This is a genomic window from Dactylosporangium sp. NPDC000555 (assembly GCF_040300025.1).
GTDB lineage: Bacteria > Actinomycetota > Actinomycetes > Mycobacteriales > Micromonosporaceae > Dactylosporangium.
This window is the reverse complement of sequence record NZ_JBEPDB010000047.1, coordinates 44,291-67,080: the sequence shown is the minus strand read 5'-3', so window position 1 is coordinate 67,080 and position 22,790 is coordinate 44,291. Positions and strand designations below refer to the sequence as shown.

Here is a 22,790-nt window from a genome sequence, read left to right as displayed (position 1 = left end):
CTCGACGCGGACGCCGCCGGCCGATGCGACGTGCAGCGCGGCGCCGAGCGCGGTGCCGGCGTCGCCGGCGGCCGGCTGCACCCACACCCGCTCGAACGGGCCCTGCTCGGCGATGCGGGCGTTGGCCACGCAGTTGAGCGCCACACCACCGGCCATCATCAGCGTCGCTGGGCCGCCCGCCGCGTCGTGCGTCCAGCGGACCAGATCCAGCAGTACCTCCTCCAGCCGGGCCTGCACCGAGGCGGCGAGGTCGGCGTGGTCGGCGGTGAGCTCGCCGCCGCCCGGGCGCGCCTTGGTCAGCGACGGCCAGTCCACGGCCTCGGTGCGGAAGCCGCCGTCACCGGTGGCGTACACCAGTTCGCGCAGCTCGGGCAGGAACCGCGGCCGCCCGTAGGAGGCCAGCGCCATCACCTTGTACTCGTCGCTGGAGTGCAGGAAGCCCAGGTGCCGGGTGAGGTCCTCGTAGAACAGGCCGAGGGAGTGCGGCAGCCGTTGCGCGGCGAGGGTGCTCAGCCGTCCATCCCGGTAGAAGCCGGCGAGGTGACTGCCGATCTCCCCCCGGCCGTCCAGGACCAGCACGGCGCCGTCGCCGCCGGCGCAGAGCCCGGCGGAGGCGGCGTGCGCGGCGTGGTGCGGCACGAACCGGACCTGCGACGGGTCGAGCCCGGGCAGCGCCTCGGCCAGGAATTGTGGCGCCCGGCGTGCGTAGTCGACCCGCATCGGGTCCCACGGATCGGTGACGCCCATCGCGGCCAGGTCGCCGCAGAGTCCCGGATCGAACGAGTACGCGACCGCGTCGAGATCCTCCGGTCGTAACCCCGCCTGGCGCAGGCACCACGCCGCGGCGAGCTCGGGCAGCTCCCAGGCCGAGAACGGCACCGGCCGCTTCCCGTGTTTGCGCCGGCTGAACCGCTCCTCCTCGGCCGCGGCCACGGTCCAGCCGTCGACCACAAGGGCCGCGGCTGGGTCGTGGAAGATGGCGTTGATCCCAAGGACCCGCATGGATGTCACCGTTACCCCGCCGATGGCGAGGTAACCGGGATCCTCTTCGCGGCTTCCCCGCCGACCGTTCGGACCCCAGACCGTTTGGGTCGCCGCCCACGGGGAATCCGCGGCGGAATGCAGCACGTCGAGCACCTCATCGCCGGCGACTGGATTGCCGGCCGCGACCCGTTCACCGTCGTCTCGCCGTACGACGACACGCCGGTCACCACCGCGCCCGCCGCCGCGCCGCACGAGGTCGCGGCCGCGGTCACCGCGGCTCGTGCCGCCCAGCCCGGCTGGGCCGCGACCGCCCCGGCCACCCGCTGCGAGGCGCTGCGCGCCGCGGCCACGGCCCTGGAGACCGGGACCGACACGCTCGCCGGCACCATGTCGGCGGAGATGGGCAAACCCGTCACCGAAGCCGCCGCGTCGATCGCCGCCGGCGTCGCGACGCTGCGCCAGTACGCCGAACTCGGCCAGCTGCACGGCGGCCGGACCCTGGCCGGCGATCCCACCGCACTCGACTTCATGCTGCGCCAGCCACGCGGAGTCGTCGCCGCGATCACCCCGTGGAACGATCCGGTCGCGGTCGCCTGCGGGCTGCTCGGCGCCGCCCTCGTCACCGGCAACGCCGTGCTGTACAAGCCGAGCGAGCGCACCCCGGCAACGGGCTGGCTGCTCACCCGGACACTCGCCCCGCACCTTCCCCCGTCAGTCCTGTCCATGCTCAGCGGTGCCGGCCCCACCGGCGCCGCGCTGGCGGAGTCCGCCGTCGACGTGGTCGCGCACGTCGGCTCGACCGCGACCGGCCGTTGGATCGCCGCCGCGGCTGCCCGGACTGGCGCCAAGACCCTGCTGGAGAACGGGGGCAGCGACCCGCTCATCGTCGACCGGGACGTCGACCCGGCCTGGGCCGCCACGCACGCCGCGCTCGGCGCGTTCGCCAACGCCGGGCAGGTCTGCGTCTCCGTCGAGCGCATCTACGTCCACGAGGCGGTCGCCGACGGCTTCCTCGCCGCCCTGGCCAAGGAGGCGGCCGGGTACGGCATCGGCCCGCTCGTCGACGTGCGGCACCGCGCGGCTGTCCACGCCCACGTCGCCGACGCGCTGACGGCAGGGGCGGTCGCAGTTGCCGGCGGCGTCATCCCGGACGGTCCGGGCGCCTATTACCCGCCCACCGTCCTCGCGAACTGCACCGACGACATGCGAGTGGTCGAGGCGGAGACGTTCGGCCCGGTCGCGCCCGTCGTCACGGTCGCCTCCTTCGACGAAGCGCTACGCCGCGCCAGCCGCTCACCCTACGGCCTCGCCGCGACCGTGCTCACGGCATCCATGACGAACGCGCAGCGGGCCGCGTGGGCACTGGACGTCGGTACCGTCAAGATCAATGCCGTCTTCGGCGGCGCACCCGGCGGCGCGGCACATCCCCGCCGCGGCAGCGGCCAGGGCTTCGGCTACGGCCCGGAGCTGCTCGACGAAATGACCGCGGCGAAGGTCGTCCACCTGGAGGAACCACCGCAGGGCTGGTGACCCGGCGAGTCACCGTTTTGCGGCCGGCCGTGCCGGGTAAAGACCCGGCCATGTCCGAACCCCAGCAGCGCCCGCCCGGCACGATCGGGGCGATGGCGCGTAAACCAGACCACGGCGAGAACAGCTACCGGGGCAGCGGTCGTCTCACCGGGAAGGCCGCTGTCATCACCGGCGCCGACAGCGGCATCGGCCGAGCGGTGGCGATCGCGTTCGCCCGTGAGGGCGCCGATGCGCTTATCTCCTACCTCGACGAGCACGAGGATGCCCGCGACACCGCCAAGTACGTCGAGGCCGCGGGACGCCGTGCCGTCCTGGTGCCGGGCGATCTCGCGGACCGGGCGGTCTGCGACCGGGTCGCCGGCACCGCCGCCGACGAGTTCGGCCACATCGACGTCCTGGTCAACAACGCCGCGTTCCAGATGACGCACGAGACCTTCGAGGAGATCACCGACGAGGAGTGGACGCGGAGTGGACGCGAACCTTCGACATCAACATCCACGCGATGTTCCGGCTGGTGAAGGCGACGCTGCCGCACCTGCGGGCGGGTGCGTCGATCATCAACACCAGTTCGATCAACTACGACATGCCGCGGCCGACGCTTTTGCCCTATGCCACCACGAAGGGCGCCATCGCCAACTTCACCGCCGGGCTGGCGCAGATGCTCGGCGGCCGCGGTATCCGCGTCAACGCCGTCGCACCCGGCCCGATCTGGACACCGCTGATCCCCTCGACGATGCCGCCCGACCACGTCGAGGAGTTCGGCAAGAACACCCCGCTCGGTCGGCCAGGCCAGCCCGCCGAACTAGCGCCGGTCTACGTCCTGCTCGCCTCGGACGAGGCAAGCTACATCTCCGGCGCGGTCGTCCCGGTCACCGGCGGCAAACCGATCCTCTGACCGGCAGCCGGCACCCGCACACCACGCATACACCGCAATACTCCGGTGGCCTGAAGCGTTTCCCGGTGGGCAGGCCGCCCACGTACGGACCGACGTCGTTGAAGCCGTCATGCGGCCGGTTTCAAGCGGACGGCGCGGCGTGCCTGGCACGCCGCGCCGCACATCGTTCACTCGTGACCGTGCTGGGTCAGCTCAGCGCGTCCTTGACCTTGCGGGCCGCGTCCTTGACCTTGTCCCCGGCCTGCTTTGCTTTCGCGGTGTCCTGCTCCGCCTGGCCCTCGGCCTGTAGGCGTTCATCATCAGTGACGTCGCCGTACTTCGCCTTGGCAGTGCCCTTGGCCTCTTCGGCCTTGTGCCGGACCTTGTCCTCGGAGCTCATCGCGCCTCCTGCAGGAAGATGGGTTAGCCGATGCGGGATGGCACCGACACCGTTCGTATCCGGGATGCCCAGACCGGGATTGCCGAAACGAGTTGTCCGTGCCGGATTACTACGGCGCATACCGGGAACCCAACAAGCTTGCCGATTCGCTCTGGGGGCTTCCATGTTCATCCTTGGCGTCATCCTGCTCCTGCTCGGCTTGTTCCTGCACATCACGATCCTGACGACCATCGGCGTGATCCTCCTCGTGATCGGCGCGGTGCTGTTCCTCCTCGGTGCGATCGGACGGCCGGTCGCCGGTCGGCGGCACTACTGGTAGCGAGGCGATGATCCACACCATGGGGTTATCCGGTTGGCGCCTGGCGCAGCATCGGGTTCCGCGGCTGGTGGGTCTCCGATCGTGGGTGAGCGCGCCGAACTCATCGGCCAGCGCAAACAAGGGGGTACGGCTGAGCACAACGGTAAGCGTGTGCGGTCCGGATACCAGCGACGGTGCCGCGTTAATCGACTGCACTGCCGGGCAGTTTCGCAGTTCGAGTCGTTCCCGCAGTTCATGAGCGGCGTCGAGTCGATCAGGCAGGTCGACGACCGACGCACACACTGGGTGACCAAGATCGGCGGCGTGCGCCGCGAGTTCGATGCCGAGATCACCGAACAGCAACCTGATCAGCGGATCGCGTGGTCGAGCGTCGGTGGCGACACCCGACATGCCGGTGTGGTCAGCTTCCAGCCACTCGGAGAGCGGGACACCCGCGTCACCGTCCAGTTGGACTGGCAGCCAGAAGGCATCGCCGAGAAGGCCGGCAGCGCTGTCGGCGTCGACGAGCTCCAGGTGAAAGCGGATACCCGGCGCTTCAAGGAATTCATCGAGCAACGCGGCAACGCCACCGGCGCGTGGCGTGGCGACATTCCGCGCCGCGACAGGTAGATCGCATTGCTCGAGGTCGCCGTACACGCTGCCCTGGCGTCTGCCGACGGGTTCGTCGGCGACCTGCGGGTAGGCGTCAGGTAACCAGCGACGGCAAAGACGACAAGGAGTAGTGCAATGGCCGAGTCTCACACCCCTGCCGACGACATCGTCTACGACCTCGTCAGTATCCAGTACCACGCCCTCAAAGGCAGCCAGGTGTGCGCCAAGTACGCTGCCGACGCCCAGGGCTACGACGACGTCCAAGCGTTCATCGAACAGGTCCGGCGCGAAGACGCCGACCGCGCCGTGCGCGCCCACGAACTGCTTGGCAGGCTCACCGCCGAGCGCGCCGGCATCGGCTGAACCCGCAACAGCCGCGGCCAAGGCCGAGTTTCGGCCTTGGCCGCTGCGTACTCGGTTTGGTAAACCCCCGAAACGCAGCGCGGACGTGCCCGCGGCGATCCGCACGAGCCAGCGCCGGCTGCCGCTTGGTCCGCGTCGCTGTGGCCCGAGTCCGATTGCGTTGGAGGCCCAGGCCTTGTCCGGTTGGGGCCTCGGCGATTGCGGCGACGGTCGTGGCGATAACCAATCGTGGCTCGGCTGGAATGGCCGGCGTGGGCGAACCGATCCCGGATCGTTGCGCGAGCTGAAGACCGCCATCGCCAGCAGCTGCGCCGCTCGCTAACGCGACGGCACAGCCCGTGGTCATGGTGTTTCATTGCTGCTGACGGGGCTCGTCCTGGCCGCCGTCTGCCGCCTTCGCGACGGCGGCTCCTGCTCCGGTTCTTCGTCAGGCTCTTCCTCAGGCTTCTCCTCGCCCGGTTTCTCGCCAGCTTCCTCAGGAGCCTCCTCATAGGGCTCCTCTTCGCCGCGTTCCGCGCGCTGTTTCTCCTTCTCTTGCTGCTCCTGTTCTTCCTGAAGTGCCGTTTCGTGGTCCTTGACGACCTCGCCGTCGCGGATCTCGCCGCGCCAGCCCTCGACCTCGTCCGGGTTGAGGATCGTGCGCGTCATGACGTGCCGCCGGAAGTGCTTGAACTCCAGCCGCGCGCGGCGGCCCTGGGCCCGCCACAGGTTCCCAGTCTGCTCGAACAGGCCCTGCGGGTGGTACTCCAGCACGAGCAGGATGCGAGTCAGGTTGGGCGCCAGGTCGTGGAACGTCACCGTGCCGTCGACGCGCCCCTTCGCCGCCTTGGACCGCCACACGATGCAGTTGTCCGGTATCTGCTGGACGATCGTCGCCTCCCAGTCGCGGTGCGACCACCAGACCTGCGCCTTCCAGTTGCTCTTCTCGTCGGACTCCTTCTTGACGTTCTCGAGCTTCTTCATGAAGGACGGCAGGTCCTGGAACTGCGTCCACTGGTTGTACGCGACCCGCAGCGGAACACCGACGTCGATCGTCTCGACGATGTTGGTGACCTTGCGGTTGAAGTTCTTGTCCGCGCCCTTGCCCTTGCCGCGGCCGAAGAGTCCCTTGATCTTCTCCTTGATGCCGGCCAGTCCGCCGCTGACCATCGCCGAGGACGGGGAACGCCCCTCGGCCATCTTCTTCGCGCCGGTCACGGCCGCCACCAGGCCCGTGTTGCCGCTGCCCTGGGCGTACTCCGTCAGGCGCTCGGTGACCGAGCCGACCTTGTCGCCGACCGCGGCCAGCGCGCGCTCGCCGGCGGCCGCGGCGAGATTGCGCAGCTCGTCCAGCAGCAGCTCGGTGACCTTGTGCCCGAGTCCCGTCCCCGCGCGTCCGTTCGCTTTCGACGCCATGGCAGATCACCTGCCCCGCCGTCGCACAGGCGGCCGGCCGGCCTCGGGACGCGAACGGGCGACGCCCGACGGCGCCTCGCGCTCCTCGTCGTCCGGCTCGTCGTACTCATCTTCCTCCTCCTCGGCAGGCCGCGCGGCTCGGGGCCGGCGCCGGGACCGCTCCTCTTCCTCGTACTCCGCGCGCTCCGCGGGAGGACGGCGCCGCGGCCGGGCCCTCTCCTCTTCCTCCTCTTCCTCTTCCGGCTCCGCCTCGCGAGCCCGCCGTCCGCCGACGGGCTGACGCAAAAGATCTGCACGCTCGCGAAGCCGGCCCGTGACCGATTCGATCTGACCGGTAACGGCGGCTCTGGCCGCGTCCTTGCTCGCCGACACCAGCGGAGCACCGAGTTCGGCGAGCCTGCCCAGCTCCTTGGATTCACTCAGGGCCCGCACCCCCCGCTGCAGGATGCCGCCCGACCCGCTGACCCGTCCGGCGACCGCGACCGCGACCGCCGCCGCGCCCAGCACGAGCCCCCAACGCAGTTTGTGCTGGCGCCCCAGCAGATAGCCCACCCCGGCGGTGAGCAACACCTGCGTTCTGCAGTTCATGATCCCTCCCTCCGCCCCGGATCCAGCGGGCACGCCCCCATCCGGCACCCGGACACACCACAGCCATCGGCGATCCTGAACCCGTCGCCCGCATCATCCGTGGGGGTACTACGGCATTGCTTCGAACCGGCGCGCCTACCCGGCGCAGCGGCCACGAAACGGATCCGCGGCCGCCGTTCGGCCCGGTGTCGAGAGAGGACAGCGCTACGAGCAAACGGAGCCGGTGATCCGCCGGCCGCTACGCTCATGACCGCGCGACGATGGAGACGCCGATGACCGCGAGCACCGGCTGTCGCTTCCCCGGTGGCACTCGATGGCGGCGTGAGGTTCCACCCCAGTATCGGACACCGACGTGCGCTCTGGATTCCGGCGACGAGTTGGCACCCATCATCCTTTCCTTGCAGGCGGGACTGCCGAACGGCCGTGCAGGGCGGCGACGCCGGTCATGAAGTACGCGCTCCGCACGCCGGGTTGGCCGACGCGGCAGTGGGTAGGCGTTCCAACATGACTGTTACGCCAACGCAGGTGCAGCGGTACCTCGGCGACATGGACTACCCGACGGACAAGCAGCACCTCGTCGAACACGCCCGCGAGCACGGTGCCGGCAGCGACGTGGTCCAGACCCTGCAAGCCATGCCCGGCGAACGGTTCAACTCACAGAACGACGTCAGCCAGGCCATCGGTAAGCAGACACAGACCCAGCAGCAGGACGTCGTGGACATCCTGCTCAACCAGCACAGTGAGATCAAACAACTCTTCGCACAGGTAGCGGCCGCCCGGGGCCGACAGAAGGAAGAGCTGTTCCACGACCTCGTCCGGCTGCTGGCCATCCACGAGGGCGCGGAGGAGCAGATCGTGCATCCAGCCGCACGCAGCATCATTCCCAACGGCGACCAGATCATCGACGAGCGGCTCCACGAAGAGTCTGATGCCAAACAGGCACTGTCCGACCTCTACGACATCGGCGTGGAACATCCGGAGTTCGACCGGCACCTCGGCGTGCTCCACGAGTCGGTCTCGGCCCACGCGGCCCAGGAGGAACGCAAGGAATTCGCGCAGCTTCGCCAGCACGCCGACGCGCAACGGCTACGACGGATGGCCAGTGCGTTTGAGGCAGCGCAGGCGCTGGCGCCGACGCGTCCCCACCCCGCCGCCGGAGAGTCGGCCATTGTCAACCTGTTCGTCGGACCGCCGGTTGCGGTGTTCGACAAGGTCCGCGACGTGATGCGCGACTGGCGCAAGCGGGCCGGCGAGGGGTGAGTGATCGCGGCGACCGAGCTGTCGGGCCAGGGACGGTCCCGATCCCTGGCACATCGTCCGGCGCCAGTGCGAGCGGATCATTCGTCGCCGCCAGCGCCACGGTTTCGGGCCGATGAGGTAACCGTGAGCGCGCAGCGCCCGGGCGGCGCAACGTCCGATCAGCGGTGCATGGCGAGGCGGTAGATGGTGAAGGTCGCCGCACCGATGATGATGCCGAGCCGATCCCGGGGACGTCGGTCAGCACCCGTGAACGGGAAACTGACCAGGCTGTCCAGCGCCGTCGACGGCGCCGGTGGAGAATACGTTGGCGAATCGGTTCGGTGCTACAACGAGCGCCACTGCGAGGAACGCCATGACGGACACACCACCGGCCGGCGCCTCCAGTCGCGCAGCATCGCAGTGAGCCGGTATAGCCCGATCGAGTCGTTCGGGCTATACCGGTGTTCGAGTACCGCGTTTGCTGAATTGGCCTGCCCGCGGACGGCAGCGTCTCGGCATCGGCCGGCGACCGCCCAACGGTCGTCAGACAGCGGACACGCGGCACGTGCGCGGCGCCACCGCTGCGAGCCGGGCAGGCGCACACTGGCTTTGGCTGGTGATCCAGAGCCAACTCGCGCCGGCCGGGACGAACCACATCGAACAAGTCGATCAGGACGAAGGTTTCTCGGGCGTACGACGAGGGCCAGGTGCCCGGCAGCGAGGAGAAGGTCATCGAGCTGAGCTGCATCAGCGCGAGGCAATCAGCCTGACCTCATCCGGGCAGTGGTTCTGCCATCGGGAGGCCAGGTCGCTTCGGGCGTCGGTCGGCGCGGTCAGGCGGCGGCCGAGTTGACCGCGTTCGGCGCCGAGGGTGTGGCGGCGGCGACTGGCACGAGCGCGTGCCGGGCCACGAACGGCGGCGCACCGTACGGGTGGTAGGCGATGGTCCCGGCGTGGCCGAGCCATGACGGATGCACAAGTGCCGCGCAGAGTGGGCACCACCATCGGTGGACGGCCGGTGTTGCGTTCACAACCCGACCTGTTCCGCACCGGCCGGCAGGTCAAACAAACACTGTTGCGGTGTGGCTGCTGCGGCAAGCCGATGGCCCCGGCGAGGTGGCGCTGGCCGAACGCCGGTCAGTTCCGCACAATGTCGAGCAAGAACTGGCCACGCTCGCCGCCGAGGAGGCGGTGAGCGGAAGGTCACCTCCGACCGAAGTTGAGGCCAGGAGAACTGCCCGCAGCCTATGCACTGGTAGGCGTCCGAGACCGGTGGCTGTCGGGGTTGAGGATCATCGTGCAAGGCCGAGTATGCCGCGCAGCCGCGCGCCGACGCCCCGCAGCACCGAACTGGGCTTCTGCTGCTCGCCGGCCAGCGCGGATACAGCGATCAGTGCGCCGGTCAGCACCGGAACAGACCACTGGACGACACGCTGGCGCCGCTGTACCGCCCGAACGGTGGGAGGAGTTTCGGCGGTCGGTTCGGTCACTCCCTCGACCGGTACCTCGCCGGCGTCCTCGAGATCCTTGCCCAGCTTACGGCTGTACGCGGTCGCACCAAGTGCCGCCGCGGTCAGTGCGGTCTTCACCATACTCATCGTGCCGACCCCTCGCTGACCGACGACACGCCACCGCTCGGACGCCAGGATGCCGATCGCGCCGAGAAGGTGGGCGCCGATCGCGGCCATGTTGATTGGCGCCCAGCGGTCCCAGCCGATGGACGAGACAACGAGCCGTTCACGCGGATTGCCGACCTTCCCCGCCGCTCCGTTGAGACCTACCGCGCCCATCAACGACCCGCCGAACCACGCCGCCAGGCCAGTGTCGTGCATCGATCGCAGGACTGTGTCCCGCTCCTCCATGACGTTGCTCTTCGTCATCGTCTTCATGCCCCGGCTCTACCCGCCTCCAGCGGGTCCATGCCTGTACAGCGGCAGTACGACCCGGCGGACGACGGCGACCGGCCCCGTGCTTGCCGTCGCGTGCGTTCCCCGGCGGCTACCGCGGCAACGACATGCCATGCCGAACTCTTTGGGTGGCATGCCCGGTTTGGGCATCTCCAAGCGACCACGACGAAGTGCAACGCCAACGAGCGATCATCCACGCAGCGATTACACGCCGTTGCACTATTGGGCCGTGGCAGTATCAGGCCCGACCGAGCCGCTCGGACGGAGGCGCTGCAGACGGCGGCTGTACTACGCGGGCCGCGACGGTGGCGTGAACTTCCACGACCGCGACCCGGACAGTTTGCCGCAGTTCAGCGACTTCGCCTACCTCTCGTTCACCGTCGGGATGACGTTCCAGGTCTCTGACACGGAACTGCGCACCGCGGCGTTCCGCTCCGCTGTGCTGCGCCAGGCCCTTCTGTCCTACCTGTTCGGCACCGTCATCGTCGCGCTCACCATCAACCTCGTGGCAGGGCTGAGCCGCTGACATCACCCTCGAACCGCTTACCGGCTTGCCACATCAGCGGCGACACCGTTTGTCGGTGGCCGGGTGTGGGCACTGCAGCGGGTATGGAAGATGCCGCTGCCTCCGTTACCGCTTGCGAGGATGGCCCGCTGCTGGTGCGTGGCTCGTTTACGCTGCTCACGCAGGACGGCGAGGTCATCGACCCGGGACGGCGCACCGTCGCGCTGTGCCGCTGCGGGCGCTCGGCGATCAAGCCGTTCTGCGACGGTACGCATAAGGCGGTCGGTTTTCAGGCGCCCAGTGCCCCGGCCACCAGCCGCGCGCTGGGGCGTGGCTGATCTCGCAGTGAGCTGTCACCAGCGGCCCACCGCCGCAGCAGGTGCCCGGCGAAGCGCCCGTCGAGAGCCAGCGTGCAGGCGGCACCGAACTGTATCAGCGAGGTCTGCTTCGCGCGGCGCTGCGGCGGGAGCGCGGCGCAGAAGGCGCCGCACAGGTCGTGTGCGGCGATCTGCTCGTGTACGGCATCGGCCTGGACGTGCTCGTCGTAGAACCGCGTCGCTTCGGGTGCGAAGCCGAGTCGGCGCAGGCCGTTGCCGTAGTGCCGGTTGGGCAGCGAGGAGGTCATCTCGAAGACCGCGAGGTGGCCCAGGATCGCCCCGAGGAGTCGGCGGTGCAGCCCGAACAGCGACATGAGGTTGTTGGTGGCCAGCGTGACCGCCGGGATCGTGTCGAGGTGCGCGCCGTAGGCGGTGTCCAGGCCGAGCTCACGCATCGTGGTCCGGAACAGTTCGGCGTGCATGCGCTCGGGGCGGCCCCCGCCGTACTCGTCGGCCTGGATCTCCACCAGGGCGGCCTTGGCCCGCCCGGCCAGCCGCGGGACGGCCCAGGTGTGCGGATCCGCCTCCCGCAGGTGATAGATCGATCGATGCATGACGAACTCGCGGAACTGTTCGATCGTGGCGCGGGCGGCGAGGTACTTCGACAGCTGCGGCCCGTCGTCGGCCTCGACCAGCGCGGTGAGCACGCGTGGCACCTCCCCCGGGTGGACCGAGGCTGGGAGCGGTACCAGCCGGCGCAGCGCAGCCTCGAAATGGCGCTCGGCCGCCTGACGCAGGGCCAGCAGCGACGGATGCCACTCCCAGCCCTCGTCGACGTCCTCGAAGCCCTGGTAGTGCAGCTCGTAGCAGACGTGCAGGGTCAGCTGCAGGTCCTCGTCGGCGAGCGGGTCCCCGGCGGCAGTGCCCGCTGCGGCAGGGCTGCCCGGTAGCTCGCGCGGGGCGCCGGCCAGGGCGTGCAGGAGCGCTGTCGAGAGCGGTCCCCGAGGGTGGGGTAGCTGCATGGGTGAGCAGGTTCCCGCCCGAGCCTCGGTTAAGCGTGAGGTTTCCGGGGAATTGCACGACGTGGGCTCAAGCATCGACGCCCTGCCGCGGCCGGACGCCGCGCTGCTCCGGCTCGGCGCGGCGCTCAAGGTGGCCGGCTACCGGTTCACCACTGTCACGCCTGCCACGCATGAGCGGGTCAACCGCCGGCCCGGCAACACATTCGGCCACAGCCTGACCGACGTACTGGGCTGGAGCCGGCCGTTCCGCCCCGACGCGGTGTCCGGCGAGGTCGTGGCGCTGCTCGACGCTGCGGGCGCGCTGCGGCGCGACGGCGACGTCTGGCGCAGCATGATCCGCGTCTCCAGCTACGACAATGAGCTGTTCGTGCACTCGGCGTTCCCGCCGGACGCACCCGACGCGGTGTTCTTCGGTCCGGACACCCACCGCACCGTCGACGCCGCGCTCGCGCACCTGGCCGGGCGGACGGTCGCGCCGGGGCGGGTCGCCGACGTCGGCTCCGGCAGCGGAGCGGTCGCCGTGGCCGTGGCCAAGCGCGTTGCGCGGTCCGACGTCCTTGCCGTCGACGTCAACCCCACCGCGGTGCGCTACGCCCGGCTCAACGCCGCGCTGGCCGGCACCACAAACGTCGAGGCCCGCCGCAGCGACCTGCTCGGCGACGTGGCCGGCAACTTCGACCTCATCGTCGCCAACCCGCCGTTCATGATCGACCCCGAGTGCCGGGCCTACCGCGACGGCGGCGGCCCGCACGGGCACGACGTGCCCATGGCCGTCATCGGCACGGCCGTGCACCGGCTCGCACCGGGCGGCTCCCTGGTGCTGTTCAGCGGCACCGGCATCACCGGCGGCCGCGACCCACTACTGGCGGCCGCCGCGGACCGGCTGGCCGGCACCGGCCTGCGCTGGACCTACCGCGAGGTCGACCCCGACGTGTACAGCGAGAACCTGGACGGCCCCGCCTACGCCCACGCCGAGCGGATCGCGCTCGCCGTGCTCACCGCGACCCGTACACGGGAGGACCGCTGATGGCGCTCACCGCATTGAGCCCGGCCGAGGTTGCCGCCACCGTCGCTGGGCAGACCGTCACCGTCGGCGTGGAGGAGGAGTTCCTGCTGCTGGACCCGGTCTCCTGGCACAACGCGCCACTGTGCGAGGCGGCCCGCGACGCGCTGCCGCCGGCCGTGCGCGAGCGTAGCCGGATCGAGTTCCGCCGCAGCATGATGGAGATGGTCAGCCCGGTCTGCACCGGCCTGCGGCAGTTGCGCCGGCACCTGCTGGAGAACCGGTCCGCCGCCGCGGACGCGGCCGCCGCGGTCGGCGCCCGCCTGGTGGCGGTGGCCGCCACCCCGCTGGGCGAGGCGGACACCAGCGTCGTCGACACGCCCCGGTTCCACGCGATCTCGCGTCACTACGGTCCGATCGCCCACGACCCGGCACTCTGCGGCTGCCACATACACGTCGGCGTGCCGGACCGGGAGCTGGCCATCCAGGTGTGCAACGCGATCCGCCCCTGGCTGCCGGTCGTGCAGGCGCTCACCGCAAACTCGCCCTTCCACGCCGGCGCCGACACCGGCCACGCCAGCTGGCGCGGCATCGCGCTGGAACGCTGGCCGAGCCTTGGTCCGTCGCCGTACCTCGAGTCGGCCGAGGACTACGAGCGCACCGTCGAGGAGCTGGTCGCGACCGGCGTGATGCTCGACGCCTCCATGGTGCTGTGGTGGGCGCGCCCGTCGTTGCGGTACCCGACGGTGGAGGTGCGTGTCGGCGACGTGTGCCCGACCACCGAAGACGCCGTCTTGGTCGCCGGCCTCGTCCGGGCGCTCGTGGCGACCGCCGTCGCCGGCATCGCCGCTGCCCGTCCGGCCCCGGGGGTGCCGGACCACCTGCTGCGCGCCGCCCACTGGAACGCGGCCCACGCCGGCCTCGACGGCACCCTGATCGACCTGCGCCGCCGCGCCGCCCGCCCGGCCTGGGAACTGGTGGACGAACTGGTGGCGACCGTAGGCGAAGCGCTCGACCAGCACGGCGACCGGGACGACGTCACGGCGGGCCTGGTGCGGCTGCGCCGGCACGGCAACGGCGCGGCTCGGCAGCGTCGCGCGTTTGCCAAAGGCGGCGGCGTACCGGGGGTGCTGGCCGAGCTAGCCGCGGTGACCACCAGCGGCTGACGGACATGGGGCCGATCAGCGCACGTCGCCGTCATGCTCGGCAGACCGGATTCCGTTGCCGGCCGGGAGTAGGCGCGCGGCACGCTTCGACACCGCACCCGATGGCGACTACTGGCACGACAACCCGGGCGTCGAACGCTGCGCATTGATCCGGCAGCACCGCGTTCTCCATGGCTCAGCGTTCGAGCCGGCCCCCGCCGCGGGCAAACCCCGGGCCGGGGAGCGCTCGTGGTCACCCGCGTTTGGCGACGGTCGCCGCCAGGTGACCTGTGCCACGGCGTGGGGTGGTGGTTTGCCGTCGATCCGGTTCGGGAATCCAGGCGTACAAGAACATTCCCCGAGACCTGGAGGCGTGACATGGCCATCGGTGGCATCATCTCCGCGCTGGTCGTCGGCCTGATCATCGGCGTGCTGGGGCGCCTGGTCGTACCCGGCAGGCAGCACATCCCGATCTGGCTCACCATCGTCATCGGCATCATCGCGGCGTTCATCGGCACCGCGATCGCGGGCGCCCTGGGCTACGCGAACACGCCCGGCATCGACTGGCTGGAACTGCTCACCCAGGTGGTGCTCGCCGCGCTCGGCGTGTGGGCGGTCGCCGGCTTCTACGGCCGGCGTAGCGCGCACTGACCCCGGTTCGGCTGGCTGCCGGCTGGGCCCGGGCGAGCGTCACGCCGGTGACGGGCCAGGAACTGCGCGACCGCGAACGCCCACTCCTGCACGGTGACGGTTTCTCCGCGCCAGATGGGCAGGTGCCCGAGTCCTGCGAGGATCAGCCCGGCGACGGTGGTGTAGCCGCCGCCGGGCAGGTGCTCCAGGTCGATGCCACAGGCCCAGGTGCGGCACGCAGGACCGGGTGCGAGCTGCTCAAGAGTCGGGTGCGGTGAGGTGGCGGTGAAGGAACTGCAGCGCGTGGGTGAGTAGGCGGGAGACGTGCATTTGGGAGATGCCGATCTCGGCGGCGATCTGGGTTTGGGTGAGGTTGCCGTAGAAGCGCAGTGCGACGATGTGCTGTTCGCGTTCGGGCAGGCGGGGTAGGAGGGTCCGTAGCGATTCGCGCATCTCGACCTGGGCGTATTCGGGTGGCTCGGCGCCGATGGTGTCGGCGATCGTGGCGTTCACGTTCGTGGTGGGCGTGGGGGTGTCCAGCGATATCGGCCGGTGCAGGCCGGCCGGGTCGAGGGCCTCGATCACGTCGTGCTCGTCGGTGTGCAGGTGCGCGGCGAGTTCGGCGCTGTTCGGTGGGTGGTGTAGCTGTTGTTGGAGGTCGCTGCGGGTGTGGCTGATCTGCAGGCGCAGTTCCTGCAGTCGGCGGGGTAGCCGTACCGTATTGGTGTGGTCGCGGAAGTGCCGCTTGAGTTCTCCGGTGATGGTTGGGGTGGCGAAGGCGCCGAACTCGATGCCCCGGGTCGGGTCGAACCTGTCGACGGCCTTGATCAGGCCCAGGGCGGCGGCTTGGAGCAGATCGGCCAGCGACTCGCCGTTCGTGCTGTAGCGGCGGGCGAGCCGGCGTGCGGTGGGCAGGCAGGCCTCGATGACGTCGTTGCGCAGCCGCTGCCGGTGCGGGTCACCCGGTTGGAGATGGTGCAGCCGGCCGAGGAGGTCGGTGACCTCAGGTGGCCAGTACCGGTCACGGATGTGCAGCTTGTCCAGGTCGACCGGGTGGCGTTGCCGTTCGGTGATCGGCCAGTCCACCTCGTCATAGGCGTGTAGGCGCTCGGCGGCATCGGCGATCTCCACCGCCGTGAGGACGATGCCGCTGGCGTGGGCCAGCTGGATGTCACCGTCGAGCCGCCCGGCGCGGCGCTGCAGGTACAGCAGGACGCTGATCGACGACGCGTCCATGAGCTCCAGCCGGGACGCGTCGAGCACGATTCGTCGGGAGCCGGCGTCGAAGCGGTCGAACACCAGTTGCCGTAGGTACGGCACGGTGGCGTAGTCGAGCACGCCGGCGAGTTCCAGCAGGCTGGCGTCGCCCCGGGCCGACAGCGTCACTGTCAGGTCCATGGCACCTCCCGCGCTCGCCGTTGCCGAACCGCGTTGACGGACCCGGCTGGGCACCGCACAAACCCGTATCCCGGATTGGTGGGCCCTGGGCTGGTGTATGCGTGCACGGCGCTTTAGCACACCGCTACCATCACTGCGGGCCCGCTGACACCGGACCGTGGCCTGCCACACCGCAAGCAAGCTCAGCAGCGGAGGCGACAGCTTGACCACTTGAGTCCCGGTCGCCGCCCAAACGGGCAGCGACCGAGCTTTGACCGTTGTGCCAGTGCTGCGGTGCGGTGACCGGTACCACGCTCAAGCGTCCCTGTCCGGACACCAGGACCCGATGGCTACCGCAACGTGCGCGCGGTGACCTCATGCCGCATCCGCATCGCCCCGAGGCCGCACAGCGTGATCAAGGCACCGGTGATGACGTTGGTGAGCACCGTGCCGCCGGCGACGTCGCTACCCTGGATGACCCAGGGTGCCACGATGGTCCATACTCCCAGGATCACCGGTACCCACGACAGGCCGTGCGTGCGGCCGTAGACCGTCGCATAGCCCACTGCGAGCAACACGACGACGGCCCCAATGATCAAGTTGTTGATGGCCAGGTCGCGCTCGGCGGGTCGAAAGCCGACGACCCACGGTGAGATCGCGAGGAATACTCCGGACAGGAACATCAGGCCATCGACCGACTGCGACGTCGGCGCCTCGGCGACCTCATCGTACCGCTCTCGCAGGGCGGCGACGCCGGGGCGTTCTTTGACTGCCGTCGGGGCTCCGCCGCCTCTGTCTCGCTGGGAGCGGTTGTACGGGCTGAAGCCTTCCGCGTCTGGGCGACTCATCACACCCTCCCTCAACTTTTGGGTTACGGATTCCTAGCCGATCTCGTGCCGAACAAACCTGACGTGCGGCGCGGTCACGTGGTGGCGAAGCGGTACCTCGACCGATTCGGGAATACTCACCCGCCGGTGCACGATGAGGAGGTCAATTCGCGCTCGACCCGATTCCAGGCCACGTTGGCCACACCGCTACGTGCTCCAAGGCTTTCTAACACCACCGCTTCCGGCAGCTCACGCCGATGCCCTCGTCCGACAGGTCGTGGCAGCGCACGCCGGCGGCCGCGGCGGCTAATGCTTGCCTTCGGCCGCCCGGCGCACCGCATCGCGGACACGGTCGACAACGGCGAGTACCGGGCCAGCTGCGATGTTGCCCTTCGCGGACTGCATGCCGGGGTGCGGGCGGGTCGGCGCAACGGCCTCGGCGGCTGAGCACCACCAGCACCGGCCAGGCGACGACCGCCCCCGATCCGGGTGAGCGGCCCGGGTGGGTGCCACGGGTGTGGCAGGACCAGCCCTTCGGGTGCCTCGTCCCTGGCGGACGAGGACTCCGGGGTAGGCGGTGCCGGCCGCTTCGAGCGCGGCGTCACGAGTTTCGAAGACCTCGTTGCTCATCAGAGTTTCACATTCGCCGCGCTGGTCGAGTCCGGACCGCTGCCAGCGCCAGGTGTCGTCCGGGTTGCGCCACATCCGCGCCAGCTCGTCCCGCCCTTCCGGCTCGATCGCCGCGGGGTGAGCACCGGTGGCGGCGGCCTTCATGTCCCGCGCGGTGAGTTCACTGACGTGTGCGGCGCTGCTGGCGCGCAGGGCCCGCGCGACGAACACGGTGACCGCCGCCACGGCGAACGGCAGCGTCGCCGCCAGCACCTGGAGCCGGTGGACCAGCCCGGTCACCGGCACGGCGAGCAGCCGGGCGATGATGTCGTCGGCGGCGGCGACGAGCAGCACCGCGAAGAATCTGAGGGCCCAGGCTCCGGCGGCCATCCGCCACGGGTGGTCGCGCGGCTTGTCCAGCAGCTGGTGGGAGGGGGCGCGATCGCGATCGGCTACATGCCCGGCCGGTACACGTTCATCGGCAACCGCGTGAACCACAACGGCCGCTGCCGGTTCTCGGACAACTCGCTCGACGGCATCATGATCGGCTCCGCCGTCACCGAAGCGCGCTGGCCGGGAACCGACTGCTGAACAACGGCAGGCAGGCCGAGCGGCGATGGCTCGGCGCCGGCGGCTCCGTGTCCCACCGCCCGCTCTGCCCGACCGACACCGCCGCCGCGGACTGGCTACTGGACGACACGCCGGCAAGGTCATCGCCTGCAGTTCGTAACAGGCGACGGTCTGGTGGCGCGCGACCGTGTGGCTCAAGGCGACGCGACCGTCGTTGCCAGCGTGCGGGGCGTCGCTGCCCGGCGATGACACCATCGTCGAGTTGCTCGAGCGAGAGCGCCGAGCAACGCCATCGTCCTCATCGCCGACGGCGGTCCCCGGAGACGGGTCACAGCTCGCGGCGCCCGCGTGCTCGGCCCGCGGTTCACGCCTTCGTGGCCGGCGCGCTCCGTCCATTGACCAGCGCTCGTTCGCCACCGCGTCGATGACCGCCGCGTGCCGCGTCATCATGTGCTGGTGCCTTCGATCACAGCAGAAGGTTGAAGATCCGGAGTGCTCCCTCCCAATGTGCGGTCTGCGGGTTCTTCAGCTCCGGGTCCATGATCTTGAATGTCCGCGCGAGCGCGACGCTCAGGCCACCGACGATGCCCGGCAGCCGGCGCTCGGTCTCGTCGCCCAGCGCGAGGTCCAGCGGCGGCCTTGGGGTGAGCGCGTCCAGGATGGGGCGCAGCTCAATCTTTTCGTCGAGGTTCCGGAACTCGTGGATGCGTTCCTGTAGGCCCTTCGTTACCGGCAGGTCGTGCGGCGCGATGACGTCGCGACCGTTCGCCTTCGCCGTGGCCTGTGCGATCAGGAGCAGGTCGTAGACCTTCTGGTCGACAAAGTCGCTGTAGCGTTTGAGGTCGTTCTTGTCCACGTCCAGGCTCGCCGCCGCCCGGAAGAAGCGTTCGAATCGCTCGATGGCCAGCACCGGCATCCCGGTACCTCCTCTTCTGTGAGTCGTCGGCAGCTACCCGCAATCGAGCCGCGCATGCGCCGTCGTACCTCAGCGGCTGAGGGCAGCGTCGCTTGATTCGAGCAGGGCCCGCGGATGGTCGTACACGCGGACTGCGCCCGCCTCGAGCAGCTCGGCGGCGCTGATGCCGCCGCAGGTCAGGCCGATGCACGCGAACGTCGGCATCTCGCCACCCAGGTAGTTGACCCGGAACACCAGATCCTCCGCCAGCGCGGCGGCGGCGCGCCAGACCACCCAGCCGAGGCCCGGGTAGACGAGGCCGTACTTGTGCCCGGACACGTTGATCGAGGCGACCCTGGGCAGCCGGAAATCCCAGTCCAGGTCCGGGTCGCAGAACGGCGCGACCATCCCGTCGGACGCCGCGTCGACATGCACTGGGATGTCCCATCCGGTGCGCCCGTGCAATTCGTCCAAGGCGGCGCAGATGTCCGCGACCGGCTCGTAGCTGCCGTCGAACGTGGAACCCAGGATGGCCACCACGCCGATCGTGTTCTCGTCGCAGCGCTCCACGGTCGCGGGCCCCGACAGATGGAACCGATCCCCCTCCATCGGTACCAGCCGAGCTTCCACATCCCAGTAGTTGGCAAACTTCTGCCAGCAGACCCGGGTGTTGATCCCCATGACGATGTTCGGCCGCTCGGTCGGCAGTCCCGCCGCCTGGCGCGCGTGCTGCCAGCGGCGCTTGAAGGCCAGCCCACCGAGCATGCACGCCTCGCTCGAACCGGACGTCGAGCAGCCTGGCGCCTGCCCGGCGTCGGGGGCGTGCCAGAGCCCAGCCAGCATCCGCAGGCAACGGATCTCGAGGTCGGCGGTGCGCGGGTACTCGTCCCGGTCGATCATGTTCTTGGTGAGGCTTTCGGTCGCCAGCCGAGTGGCCTCAGGCTCCATCCAGGTGGTGACGAATGTGGCGAGGTTGAGCGAGAGCTCCGGCCGCGGGGCCTCCCGGTCATGCTCGGGGCGTGACGACATGCCCTGACCTCCTGTCCGCTTCTGCACTCTCGCTTCAGCGCCACGTCGATCGCGTCGCGCAGCGCCCTCGGGCTGTCATACAGACCGGCGGCGCCCACATCCGCGCGCGGCGCGGCTCCCGTCGTCGTCGCGGCCGTCGCGGTCCGGGCTCGATGATCACTGGGTCAGCTTCGCGTCGTCGCACCGCCGGGGTGATCAGCGGATGCCCGCCAGGGTCGTGTCGGCCCATCGCCGCAACGCAGACGCTGGCGCGGCACCCGACTTGCGCGCGAGGACCTTGCCGTCGTGCATGATCAGCAGTGTCGGCACCGCCTTCACGTCGAAGCGTCGGGACAGCGTCGGAGCAGCGTCCACGTCGACCTTGACGAGCTTCACGTCGCCGGCGAGCTCCCGTGCGACCTGCTCCAGGGCGGGAGTTACCACGCGGCAGGGTCCGCACCAGGTCGCCCACAGGTCGACCACCACGGGAAGGGCCGACTGCTCAGCCACTGCGGCGAACGTGGTGTCGGTCGCGTCGGCGATCCACGGCAGGGGCTGATGGCAATTGCCGCACCGTGGGACGCCGGAGGCCGCCCCGGGAACGCGGTTCCTGCGCCCGCAGTGTGAGCAGACGACGATCTCCCCGCTCATCCGCGGGATCTGCCCGCAGCCGTGGCGGTTATGCACGGTGTGCGCCAACGTCAGATCCCGGGGGCGGCGACCCGTTCCGCCCGGTCACGCGTACGCCCGGCCCTACGGTCACAGCTCTTGGGCACACGGAGACCGGCCAGGTGCTCGGTCATGAACATCCCGGTGAGGTGATCGAGGTCAGAGCGTCTCGAGGGGAGTGGGGCCGACGGGCGGCGGAAACGCGCGGTCCAGGTCGGCGAAGTCCTCGGCAGTGAGTCGCACGTCCAGCGCGGCATGGTTCTCCGCGGTGTGCTCCGGGTGGGCCGCCTTCGGGATCGTGGTGATGCCGGATCTTGCCCTGTTGTTGCAGCAGCGTGAACGCCTCGACGGTCTCGTCGGCGGGCACCGGGCCGGGCCAGTGCAGCAGGTACAGGTCGATGTGATCGGTCCGCAGCCGGTGCAGGCTGCGGTCGCAGGACTCAATCGCGCCCGCCCGGTCGGGCGTTCTCCGGCAGGACCTTCGTCACCAGGAACACCTCGTCGCGGCGGCCGAAGACCGCTTCGCCAACGAGCCGTTCGGCGGCGCCGTCCCGGTCGGCGGACGTCGTGGTCGCCGGTTTCGAACATGGTGCGGTAGATGCCGCGGATCAGATCCTTCCTGCGGTCACACGGTCGCCTGCCCGCAGGAAGGAGACGACCTCGTCGTCCACGTCGTCGTCGGGTTCGGGGCGGCGCGTCGTCGACGACGGCAGCGTTGAACAGGCGGCCGTCCCGCCCGACGGCCGCGACTGACCAGCCGCCTCCTGCGGCGTGATCGCCGGAGTCTTGCGTGAGTTGACGATAGGCGCGGTGTGCCCAGACGCCGTGTGACGTGCCGGTTCTCCAGATAGGCCAGTGAAGTAGGCCTCCGCGAGTCATCGGTCAGGACGGCTGACATGCGCATCGTCACCGAGGCGAAGGTCGGGGCGCAAAGACCGTCGTGGCCACGCGCAACCGCGTCGTCACAACCGCATCCCACGTTCCCTCTGCTACCTAGACTGCCCCCGTGTCTTCTGTGCTGGTTGGCGTGAACGTGGCCAACGCGGGTAGTGGCACCAGTTAGGCGTCGGACGGTTGAGCGCGCATTGACCGTGGGCGTCGGATGGGCTGCGGTCGGAAGGCCGCCGAGGTTTCGGCTGGCCCACCAATGTGGAGCGCAGAGCAGGATGGTGATTCGGGTGGCAGTCAAGCTGAACGAACGCGGGTATCAGCACGCGCGGAAGCTCGTCGAAGACGGGCAGTACGTGCTTGACGACCGCGACGAGTGGAGTGAGCACCAGCCCTCGACGCGGCAGGAGAACGAATCCATCGAGCAGCACGGCTATGGCGAGTACGGGCGATGGCATCTCGGCGTCGACGATGAAGAGCCCGACGACACCAAGGCTCACTACAAGTTCCCATACGGCGACTTCGTCCGGGTGCATCGCTGCGGCGTGCTGTCCGCGGAGGTCCGCGCAGCGCAGCGCAAGTACTTCAAGATCGAGACGGCCGCCGCCCACCTGCACGGCATGCTGGACGCGTTGAGGGTGGGCTGAGCGATGTCGGACCGGCTGTTCCGTAACCGCCGGGATGCCGGTCGGGTCCTGGCCGTACCGGGGTCATGCTGACGTCGTGGTGCTCGGGCTACCCCGAGGCGGGGTGCCGGTGGCGTACGAGGTCGCGATGGGCCTGGTTGCACCGCTCGACATCTTCCTGGTGTGCAAGCTCGGCGTGCCGGGCCATTAGCGACTGGTACGTCGGCGAACGGGATCCCGCGTCATCGAACTCAACCGCTAGGCCATGAAGAAACTCGGCGGCGAGGCACGCCTGGAGATCGTCCCGAATGCCACGCACCTGTCCGAGGAACCAGGCACGGGGGAGCAGGTGGCCCAACTCGCCCGGGAACGGTTCGTCGAACACCTCACCCCGGTACCCGAACACCGCAGGCAACGCTCAGGCCGCTGAGCGCTTCGAGCCCTGTCTGATCCCGACATATCGGAACGAGGGGTTATTCGGCGACGCTTCGGGTAGATCGTATCCCCTG

28 protein-coding genes and 2 pseudogenes are annotated in these 22,790 nt (G+C 69.7%); 16 read left to right on the top strand and 14 right to left on the bottom strand.

Translation table 11 applies throughout. The features are described 5' to 3' along the window. Positions 1–1,002: carbamoyltransferase N-terminal domain-containing protein (locus tag ABT297_RS25880; RefSeq protein WP_350554101.1), on the bottom strand; the 1,002-nt coding region annotated here is incomplete at its 3' end. A 117-nt stretch (positions 1,003–1,119) separates the two neighbouring features. Between ABT297_RS25880 and ABT297_RS25875 the strand changes: the two genes are divergently transcribed. The 3 genes from ABT297_RS25875 to ABT297_RS25865 are packed head-to-tail and all read left to right on the top strand — an operon-like array spanning position 1,120 to position 3,409. Then, positions 1,120–2,514: an aldehyde dehydrogenase family protein gene (locus ABT297_RS25875; RefSeq protein WP_350554099.1), complete on the top strand. Its 1,395-nt coding sequence runs from the start codon at positions 1,120–1,122 to the stop codon at positions 2,512–2,514. A 50-nt stretch (positions 2,515–2,564) separates the two neighbouring features. Further along, positions 2,565–3,032, top strand: coding sequence for an SDR family NAD(P)-dependent oxidoreductase (locus ABT297_RS25870; protein WP_350554097.1), 468 nt, complete (start codon positions 2,565–2,567; stop codon positions 3,030–3,032). Continuing rightward, positions 3,017–3,409 carry an SDR family oxidoreductase gene (locus tag ABT297_RS25865; RefSeq protein WP_350554095.1) on the top strand — a complete coding sequence of 131 codons (393 nt, stop codon included), beginning with the start codon at positions 3,017–3,019 and terminating at the stop codon, positions 3,407–3,409. Before ABT297_RS25870 ends, ABT297_RS25865 begins: the two co-directional genes overlap by 16 nt. Before the next feature lie 187 nt (positions 3,410–3,596). On the opposite strand, the gene ABT297_RS25860 is transcribed toward ABT297_RS25865, so the two are convergent. Next, positions 3,597–3,788 carry a CsbD family protein gene (locus tag ABT297_RS25860; protein ID WP_350554093.1) on the bottom strand — a complete coding sequence of 64 codons (192 nt, stop codon included), beginning with the start codon at positions 3,786–3,788 and terminating at the stop codon, positions 3,597–3,599. 163 nt (positions 3,789–3,951) lie between these two features. Here ABT297_RS25860 and ABT297_RS25855 point away from each other — a divergent pair, with 163 nt between their 5' ends. The 3 genes from ABT297_RS25855 to ABT297_RS25845 all read left to right on the top strand — a co-directional run bounded on the left by ABT297_RS25855 (position 3,952) and on the right by ABT297_RS25845 (position 5,061). Beyond that, complete coding sequence (locus ABT297_RS25855; protein WP_350554091.1) at positions 3,952–4,107, top strand: DUF6131 family protein; 156 nt, start codon at positions 3,952–3,954, stop codon at positions 4,105–4,107. An 81-nt stretch (positions 4,108–4,188) separates the two neighbouring features. Then, positions 4,189–4,716, top strand: coding sequence for an SRPBCC family protein (locus ABT297_RS25850; protein WP_350554089.1), 528 nt, complete (start codon positions 4,189–4,191; stop codon positions 4,714–4,716). 117 nt (positions 4,717–4,833) lie between these two features. Next, positions 4,834–5,061: a hypothetical protein gene (locus ABT297_RS25845; protein WP_350554087.1), complete on the top strand. Its 228-nt coding sequence runs from the start codon at positions 4,834–4,836 to the stop codon at positions 5,059–5,061. Positions 5,062–5,403: 342 nt separating this feature from the next. Here the strand turns inward: ABT297_RS25845 and ABT297_RS25840 are convergent, their stop codons facing one another. Next, the gene (locus tag ABT297_RS25840; RefSeq protein ID WP_350554085.1) at positions 5,404–6,456 is read right to left on the bottom strand and encodes an SRPBCC family protein; all 1,053 of its coding nucleotides are present in this window, start codon (positions 6,454–6,456) and stop codon (positions 5,404–5,406) included. Between the two features lie 6 nt (positions 6,457–6,462). Beyond that, positions 6,463–7,044 (bottom strand): hypothetical protein, encoded by a 582-nt coding sequence (locus ABT297_RS25835; RefSeq protein ID WP_350554083.1) that lies wholly within the window; start codon positions 7,042–7,044, stop codon positions 6,463–6,465. 525 nt (positions 7,045–7,569) lie between these two features. Here ABT297_RS25835 and ABT297_RS25830 point away from each other — a divergent pair. Continuing rightward, positions 7,570–8,304 (top strand): DUF2795 domain-containing protein, encoded by a 735-nt coding sequence (locus tag ABT297_RS25830; RefSeq protein ID WP_350554081.1) that lies wholly within the window; start codon positions 7,570–7,572, stop codon positions 8,302–8,304. An 812-nt stretch (positions 8,305–9,116) separates the two neighbouring features. On the opposite strand, the gene ABT297_RS25825 is transcribed toward ABT297_RS25830, so the two are convergent. Next, entirely contained in the window at positions 9,117–9,260 is a 144-nt protein-coding gene (locus ABT297_RS25825) for a hypothetical protein (protein ID WP_350554079.1), read from the bottom strand. 315 nt (positions 9,261–9,575) lie between these two features. Continuing rightward, positions 9,576–10,145, bottom strand: coding sequence for a hypothetical protein (locus tag ABT297_RS25820; RefSeq protein ID WP_350554077.1), 570 nt, complete (start codon positions 10,143–10,145; stop codon positions 9,576–9,578). 274 nt (positions 10,146–10,419) lie between these two features. On the opposite strand from ABT297_RS25820, the gene ABT297_RS25815 reads away from it, so the two are divergent. Both ABT297_RS25815 and ABT297_RS25810 read left to right on the top strand, forming a co-directional pair. Further along, positions 10,420–10,716 carry a DUF1345 domain-containing protein gene (locus tag ABT297_RS25815; protein ID WP_350554075.1) on the top strand — a complete coding sequence of 99 codons (297 nt, stop codon included), beginning with the start codon at positions 10,420–10,422 and terminating at the stop codon, positions 10,714–10,716. 83 nt (positions 10,717–10,799) lie between these two features. Continuing rightward, positions 10,800–11,033 carry a CDGSH iron-sulfur domain-containing protein gene (locus ABT297_RS25810; RefSeq protein ID WP_350554073.1) on the top strand — a complete coding sequence of 78 codons (234 nt, stop codon included), beginning with the start codon at positions 10,800–10,802 and terminating at the stop codon, positions 11,031–11,033. On the opposite strand, the gene ABT297_RS25805 is transcribed toward ABT297_RS25810, so the two are convergent. Beyond that, positions 10,985–12,034, bottom strand: coding sequence for an iron-containing redox enzyme family protein (locus tag ABT297_RS25805; protein WP_350554071.1), 1,050 nt, complete (start codon positions 12,032–12,034; stop codon positions 10,985–10,987). The two genes, ABT297_RS25810 and ABT297_RS25805, sit on opposite strands and share 49 nt — an antisense overlap. A gap of 61 nt (positions 12,035–12,095) precedes the next feature. Between ABT297_RS25805 and ABT297_RS25800 the strand changes: the two genes are divergently transcribed. The 3 genes from ABT297_RS25800 to ABT297_RS25790 all read left to right on the top strand — a co-directional run bounded on the left by ABT297_RS25800 (position 12,096) and on the right by ABT297_RS25790 (position 14,833). After that, positions 12,096–13,061 carry a methyltransferase gene (locus ABT297_RS25800; protein ID WP_350554069.1) on the top strand — a complete coding sequence of 322 codons (966 nt, stop codon included), beginning with the start codon at positions 12,096–12,098 and terminating at the stop codon, positions 13,059–13,061. After that, positions 13,061–14,203, top strand: a complete 1,143-nt coding sequence (locus ABT297_RS25795) for a carboxylate-amine ligase (RefSeq protein ID WP_350554067.1) — start codon at positions 13,061–13,063, stop codon at positions 14,201–14,203. The genes ABT297_RS25800 and ABT297_RS25795 overlap by 1 nt, the downstream gene beginning before the upstream one ends. Positions 14,204–14,560: 357 nt before the next feature. Next, positions 14,561–14,833, top strand: a complete 273-nt coding sequence (locus ABT297_RS25790; protein ID WP_350554065.1) for a GlsB/YeaQ/YmgE family stress response membrane protein — start codon at positions 14,561–14,563, stop codon at positions 14,831–14,833. A 237-nt stretch (positions 14,834–15,070) separates the two neighbouring features. Here ABT297_RS25790 and ABT297_RS25785 read toward each other — a convergent pair whose 3' ends face one another. The 3 genes from ABT297_RS25785 to ABT297_RS25775 form a co-directional block, all read right to left on the bottom strand. Further along, on the bottom strand, positions 15,071–16,210 hold the full coding sequence (locus ABT297_RS25785) for a SigB/SigF/SigG family RNA polymerase sigma factor (RefSeq protein WP_350554063.1): 1,140 nt from the start codon (positions 16,208–16,210) through the stop codon (positions 15,071–15,073). Positions 16,211–16,539: 329 nt separating this feature from the next. Continuing rightward, the gene (locus tag ABT297_RS25780) at positions 16,540–17,037 is read right to left on the bottom strand and encodes an SPW repeat protein (RefSeq protein ID WP_350554061.1); all 498 of its coding nucleotides are present in this window, start codon (positions 17,035–17,037) and stop codon (positions 16,540–16,542) included. Positions 17,038–17,322: 285 nt separating this feature from the next. Then, entirely contained in the window at positions 17,323–18,015 is a 693-nt protein-coding gene (locus tag ABT297_RS25775; RefSeq protein ID WP_350554059.1) for a hypothetical protein, read from the bottom strand. A 9-nt stretch (positions 18,016–18,024) separates the two neighbouring features. On the opposite strand from ABT297_RS25775, the gene ABT297_RS25770 reads away from it, so the two are divergent. Continuing rightward, the gene (locus ABT297_RS25770; protein ID WP_350554057.1) at positions 18,025–18,216 is read left to right on the top strand and encodes a hypothetical protein; all 192 of its coding nucleotides are present in this window, start codon (positions 18,025–18,027) and stop codon (positions 18,214–18,216) included. A gap of 445 nt (positions 18,217–18,661) precedes the next feature. Here the strand turns inward: ABT297_RS25770 and ABT297_RS25765 are convergent, their stop codons facing one another. The 4 genes and pseudogenes from ABT297_RS25765 to ABT297_RS25750 form a co-directional block, all read right to left on the bottom strand. Further along, positions 18,662–19,111: a DUF1931 family protein gene (locus ABT297_RS25765; RefSeq protein WP_350554055.1), complete on the bottom strand. Its 450-nt coding sequence runs from the start codon at positions 19,109–19,111 to the stop codon at positions 18,662–18,664. Between the two features lie 195 nt (positions 19,112–19,306). Then, positions 19,307–20,101: pseudogene (gene gad, locus ABT297_RS25760) on the bottom strand (glutamate decarboxylase); the annotation flags it as partial. Positions 20,102–20,314: 213 nt separating this feature from the next. Then, positions 20,315–20,641, bottom strand: coding sequence for a thioredoxin (gene trxA / locus ABT297_RS25755; RefSeq protein ID WP_350554107.1), 327 nt, complete (start codon positions 20,639–20,641; stop codon positions 20,315–20,317). Between the two features lie 256 nt (positions 20,642–20,897). Continuing rightward, a complete protein-coding gene (locus ABT297_RS25750; RefSeq protein ID WP_350554105.1) occupies positions 20,898–21,167 on the bottom strand; it encodes a hypothetical protein in 270 nt (89 codons plus the stop codon). A gap of 778 nt (positions 21,168–21,945) precedes the next feature. Here ABT297_RS25750 and ABT297_RS25745 point away from each other — a divergent pair. The 3 genes and pseudogenes from ABT297_RS25745 to ABT297_RS25735 all read left to right on the top strand — a co-directional run bounded on the left by ABT297_RS25745 (position 21,946) and on the right by ABT297_RS25735 (position 22,711). After that, complete coding sequence (locus ABT297_RS25745; protein ID WP_350554053.1) at positions 21,946–22,302, top strand: hypothetical protein; 357 nt, start codon at positions 21,946–21,948, stop codon at positions 22,300–22,302. 3 nt (positions 22,303–22,305) lie between these two features. Then, positions 22,306–22,486 (top strand): annotated as a pseudogene (locus tag ABT297_RS25740) (phosphoribosyltransferase); the annotation flags it as partial. A 60-nt stretch (positions 22,487–22,546) separates the two neighbouring features. Continuing rightward, complete coding sequence (locus ABT297_RS25735; protein WP_350554051.1) at positions 22,547–22,711, top strand: hypothetical protein; 165 nt, start codon at positions 22,547–22,549, stop codon at positions 22,709–22,711. The last annotated feature ends 79 nt before the right edge of the window (positions 22,712–22,790 follow it).

Bases quoted from the DNA above. Each gene is read 5' to 3' on its own strand.
- ABT297_RS25875 (WP_350554099.1), top strand. From the start codon at position 1,120: ATGCAGCACGTCGAGCACCTCATCGCCGGCGACTGGATTGCCGGCCGC.
- ABT297_RS25870 (WP_350554097.1), top strand. From the start codon at position 2,565: ATGTCCGAACCCCAGCAGCGCCCGCCCGGCACGATCGGGGCGATGGCG.
- ABT297_RS25865 (WP_350554095.1), top strand. From the start codon at position 3,017: ATGTTCCGGCTGGTGAAGGCGACGCTGCCGCACCTGCGGGCGGGTGCG.
- ABT297_RS25860 (WP_350554093.1), bottom strand. From the start codon at position 3,788: ATGAGCTCCGAGGACAAGGTCCGGCACAAGGCCGAAGAGGCCAAGGGC.
- ABT297_RS25855 (WP_350554091.1), top strand. From the start codon at position 3,952: ATGTTCATCCTTGGCGTCATCCTGCTCCTGCTCGGCTTGTTCCTGCAC.
- ABT297_RS25845 (WP_350554087.1), top strand. From the start codon at position 4,834: ATGGCCGAGTCTCACACCCCTGCCGACGACATCGTCTACGACCTCGTC.
- ABT297_RS25840 (WP_350554085.1), bottom strand. From the start codon at position 6,456: ATGGCGTCGAAAGCGAACGGACGCGCGGGGACGGGACTCGGGCACAAG.
- ABT297_RS25835 (WP_350554083.1), bottom strand. From the start codon at position 7,044: ATGAACTGCAGAACGCAGGTGTTGCTCACCGCCGGGGTGGGCTATCTG.
- ABT297_RS25820 (WP_350554077.1), bottom strand. From the start codon at position 10,145: ATGGAGGAGCGGGACACAGTCCTGCGATCGATGCACGACACTGGCCTG.
- ABT297_RS25810 (WP_350554073.1), top strand. From the start codon at position 10,800: ATGGAAGATGCCGCTGCCTCCGTTACCGCTTGCGAGGATGGCCCGCTG.
- ABT297_RS25805 (WP_350554071.1), bottom strand. From the start codon at position 12,034: ATGCAGCTACCCCACCCTCGGGGACCGCTCTCGACAGCGCTCCTGCAC.
- ABT297_RS25795 (WP_350554067.1), top strand. From the start codon at position 13,061: ATGGCGCTCACCGCATTGAGCCCGGCCGAGGTTGCCGCCACCGTCGCT.
- ABT297_RS25790 (WP_350554065.1), top strand. From the start codon at position 14,561: ATGGCCATCGGTGGCATCATCTCCGCGCTGGTCGTCGGCCTGATCATC.
- ABT297_RS25785 (WP_350554063.1), bottom strand. From the start codon at position 16,210: ATGGACCTGACAGTGACGCTGTCGGCCCGGGGCGACGCCAGCCTGCTG.
- ABT297_RS25780 (WP_350554061.1), bottom strand. From the start codon at position 17,037: ATGAGTCGCCCAGACGCGGAAGGCTTCAGCCCGTACAACCGCTCCCAG.
- ABT297_RS25775 (WP_350554059.1), bottom strand. From the start codon at position 18,015: ATGGCCGCCGGAGCCTGGGCCCTCAGATTCTTCGCGGTGCTGCTCGTC.
- ABT297_RS25765 (WP_350554055.1), bottom strand. From the start codon at position 19,111: ATGCCGGTGCTGGCCATCGAGCGATTCGAACGCTTCTTCCGGGCGGCG.
- ABT297_RS25735 (WP_350554051.1), top strand. From the start codon at position 22,547: ATGAAGAAACTCGGCGGCGAGGCACGCCTGGAGATCGTCCCGAATGCC.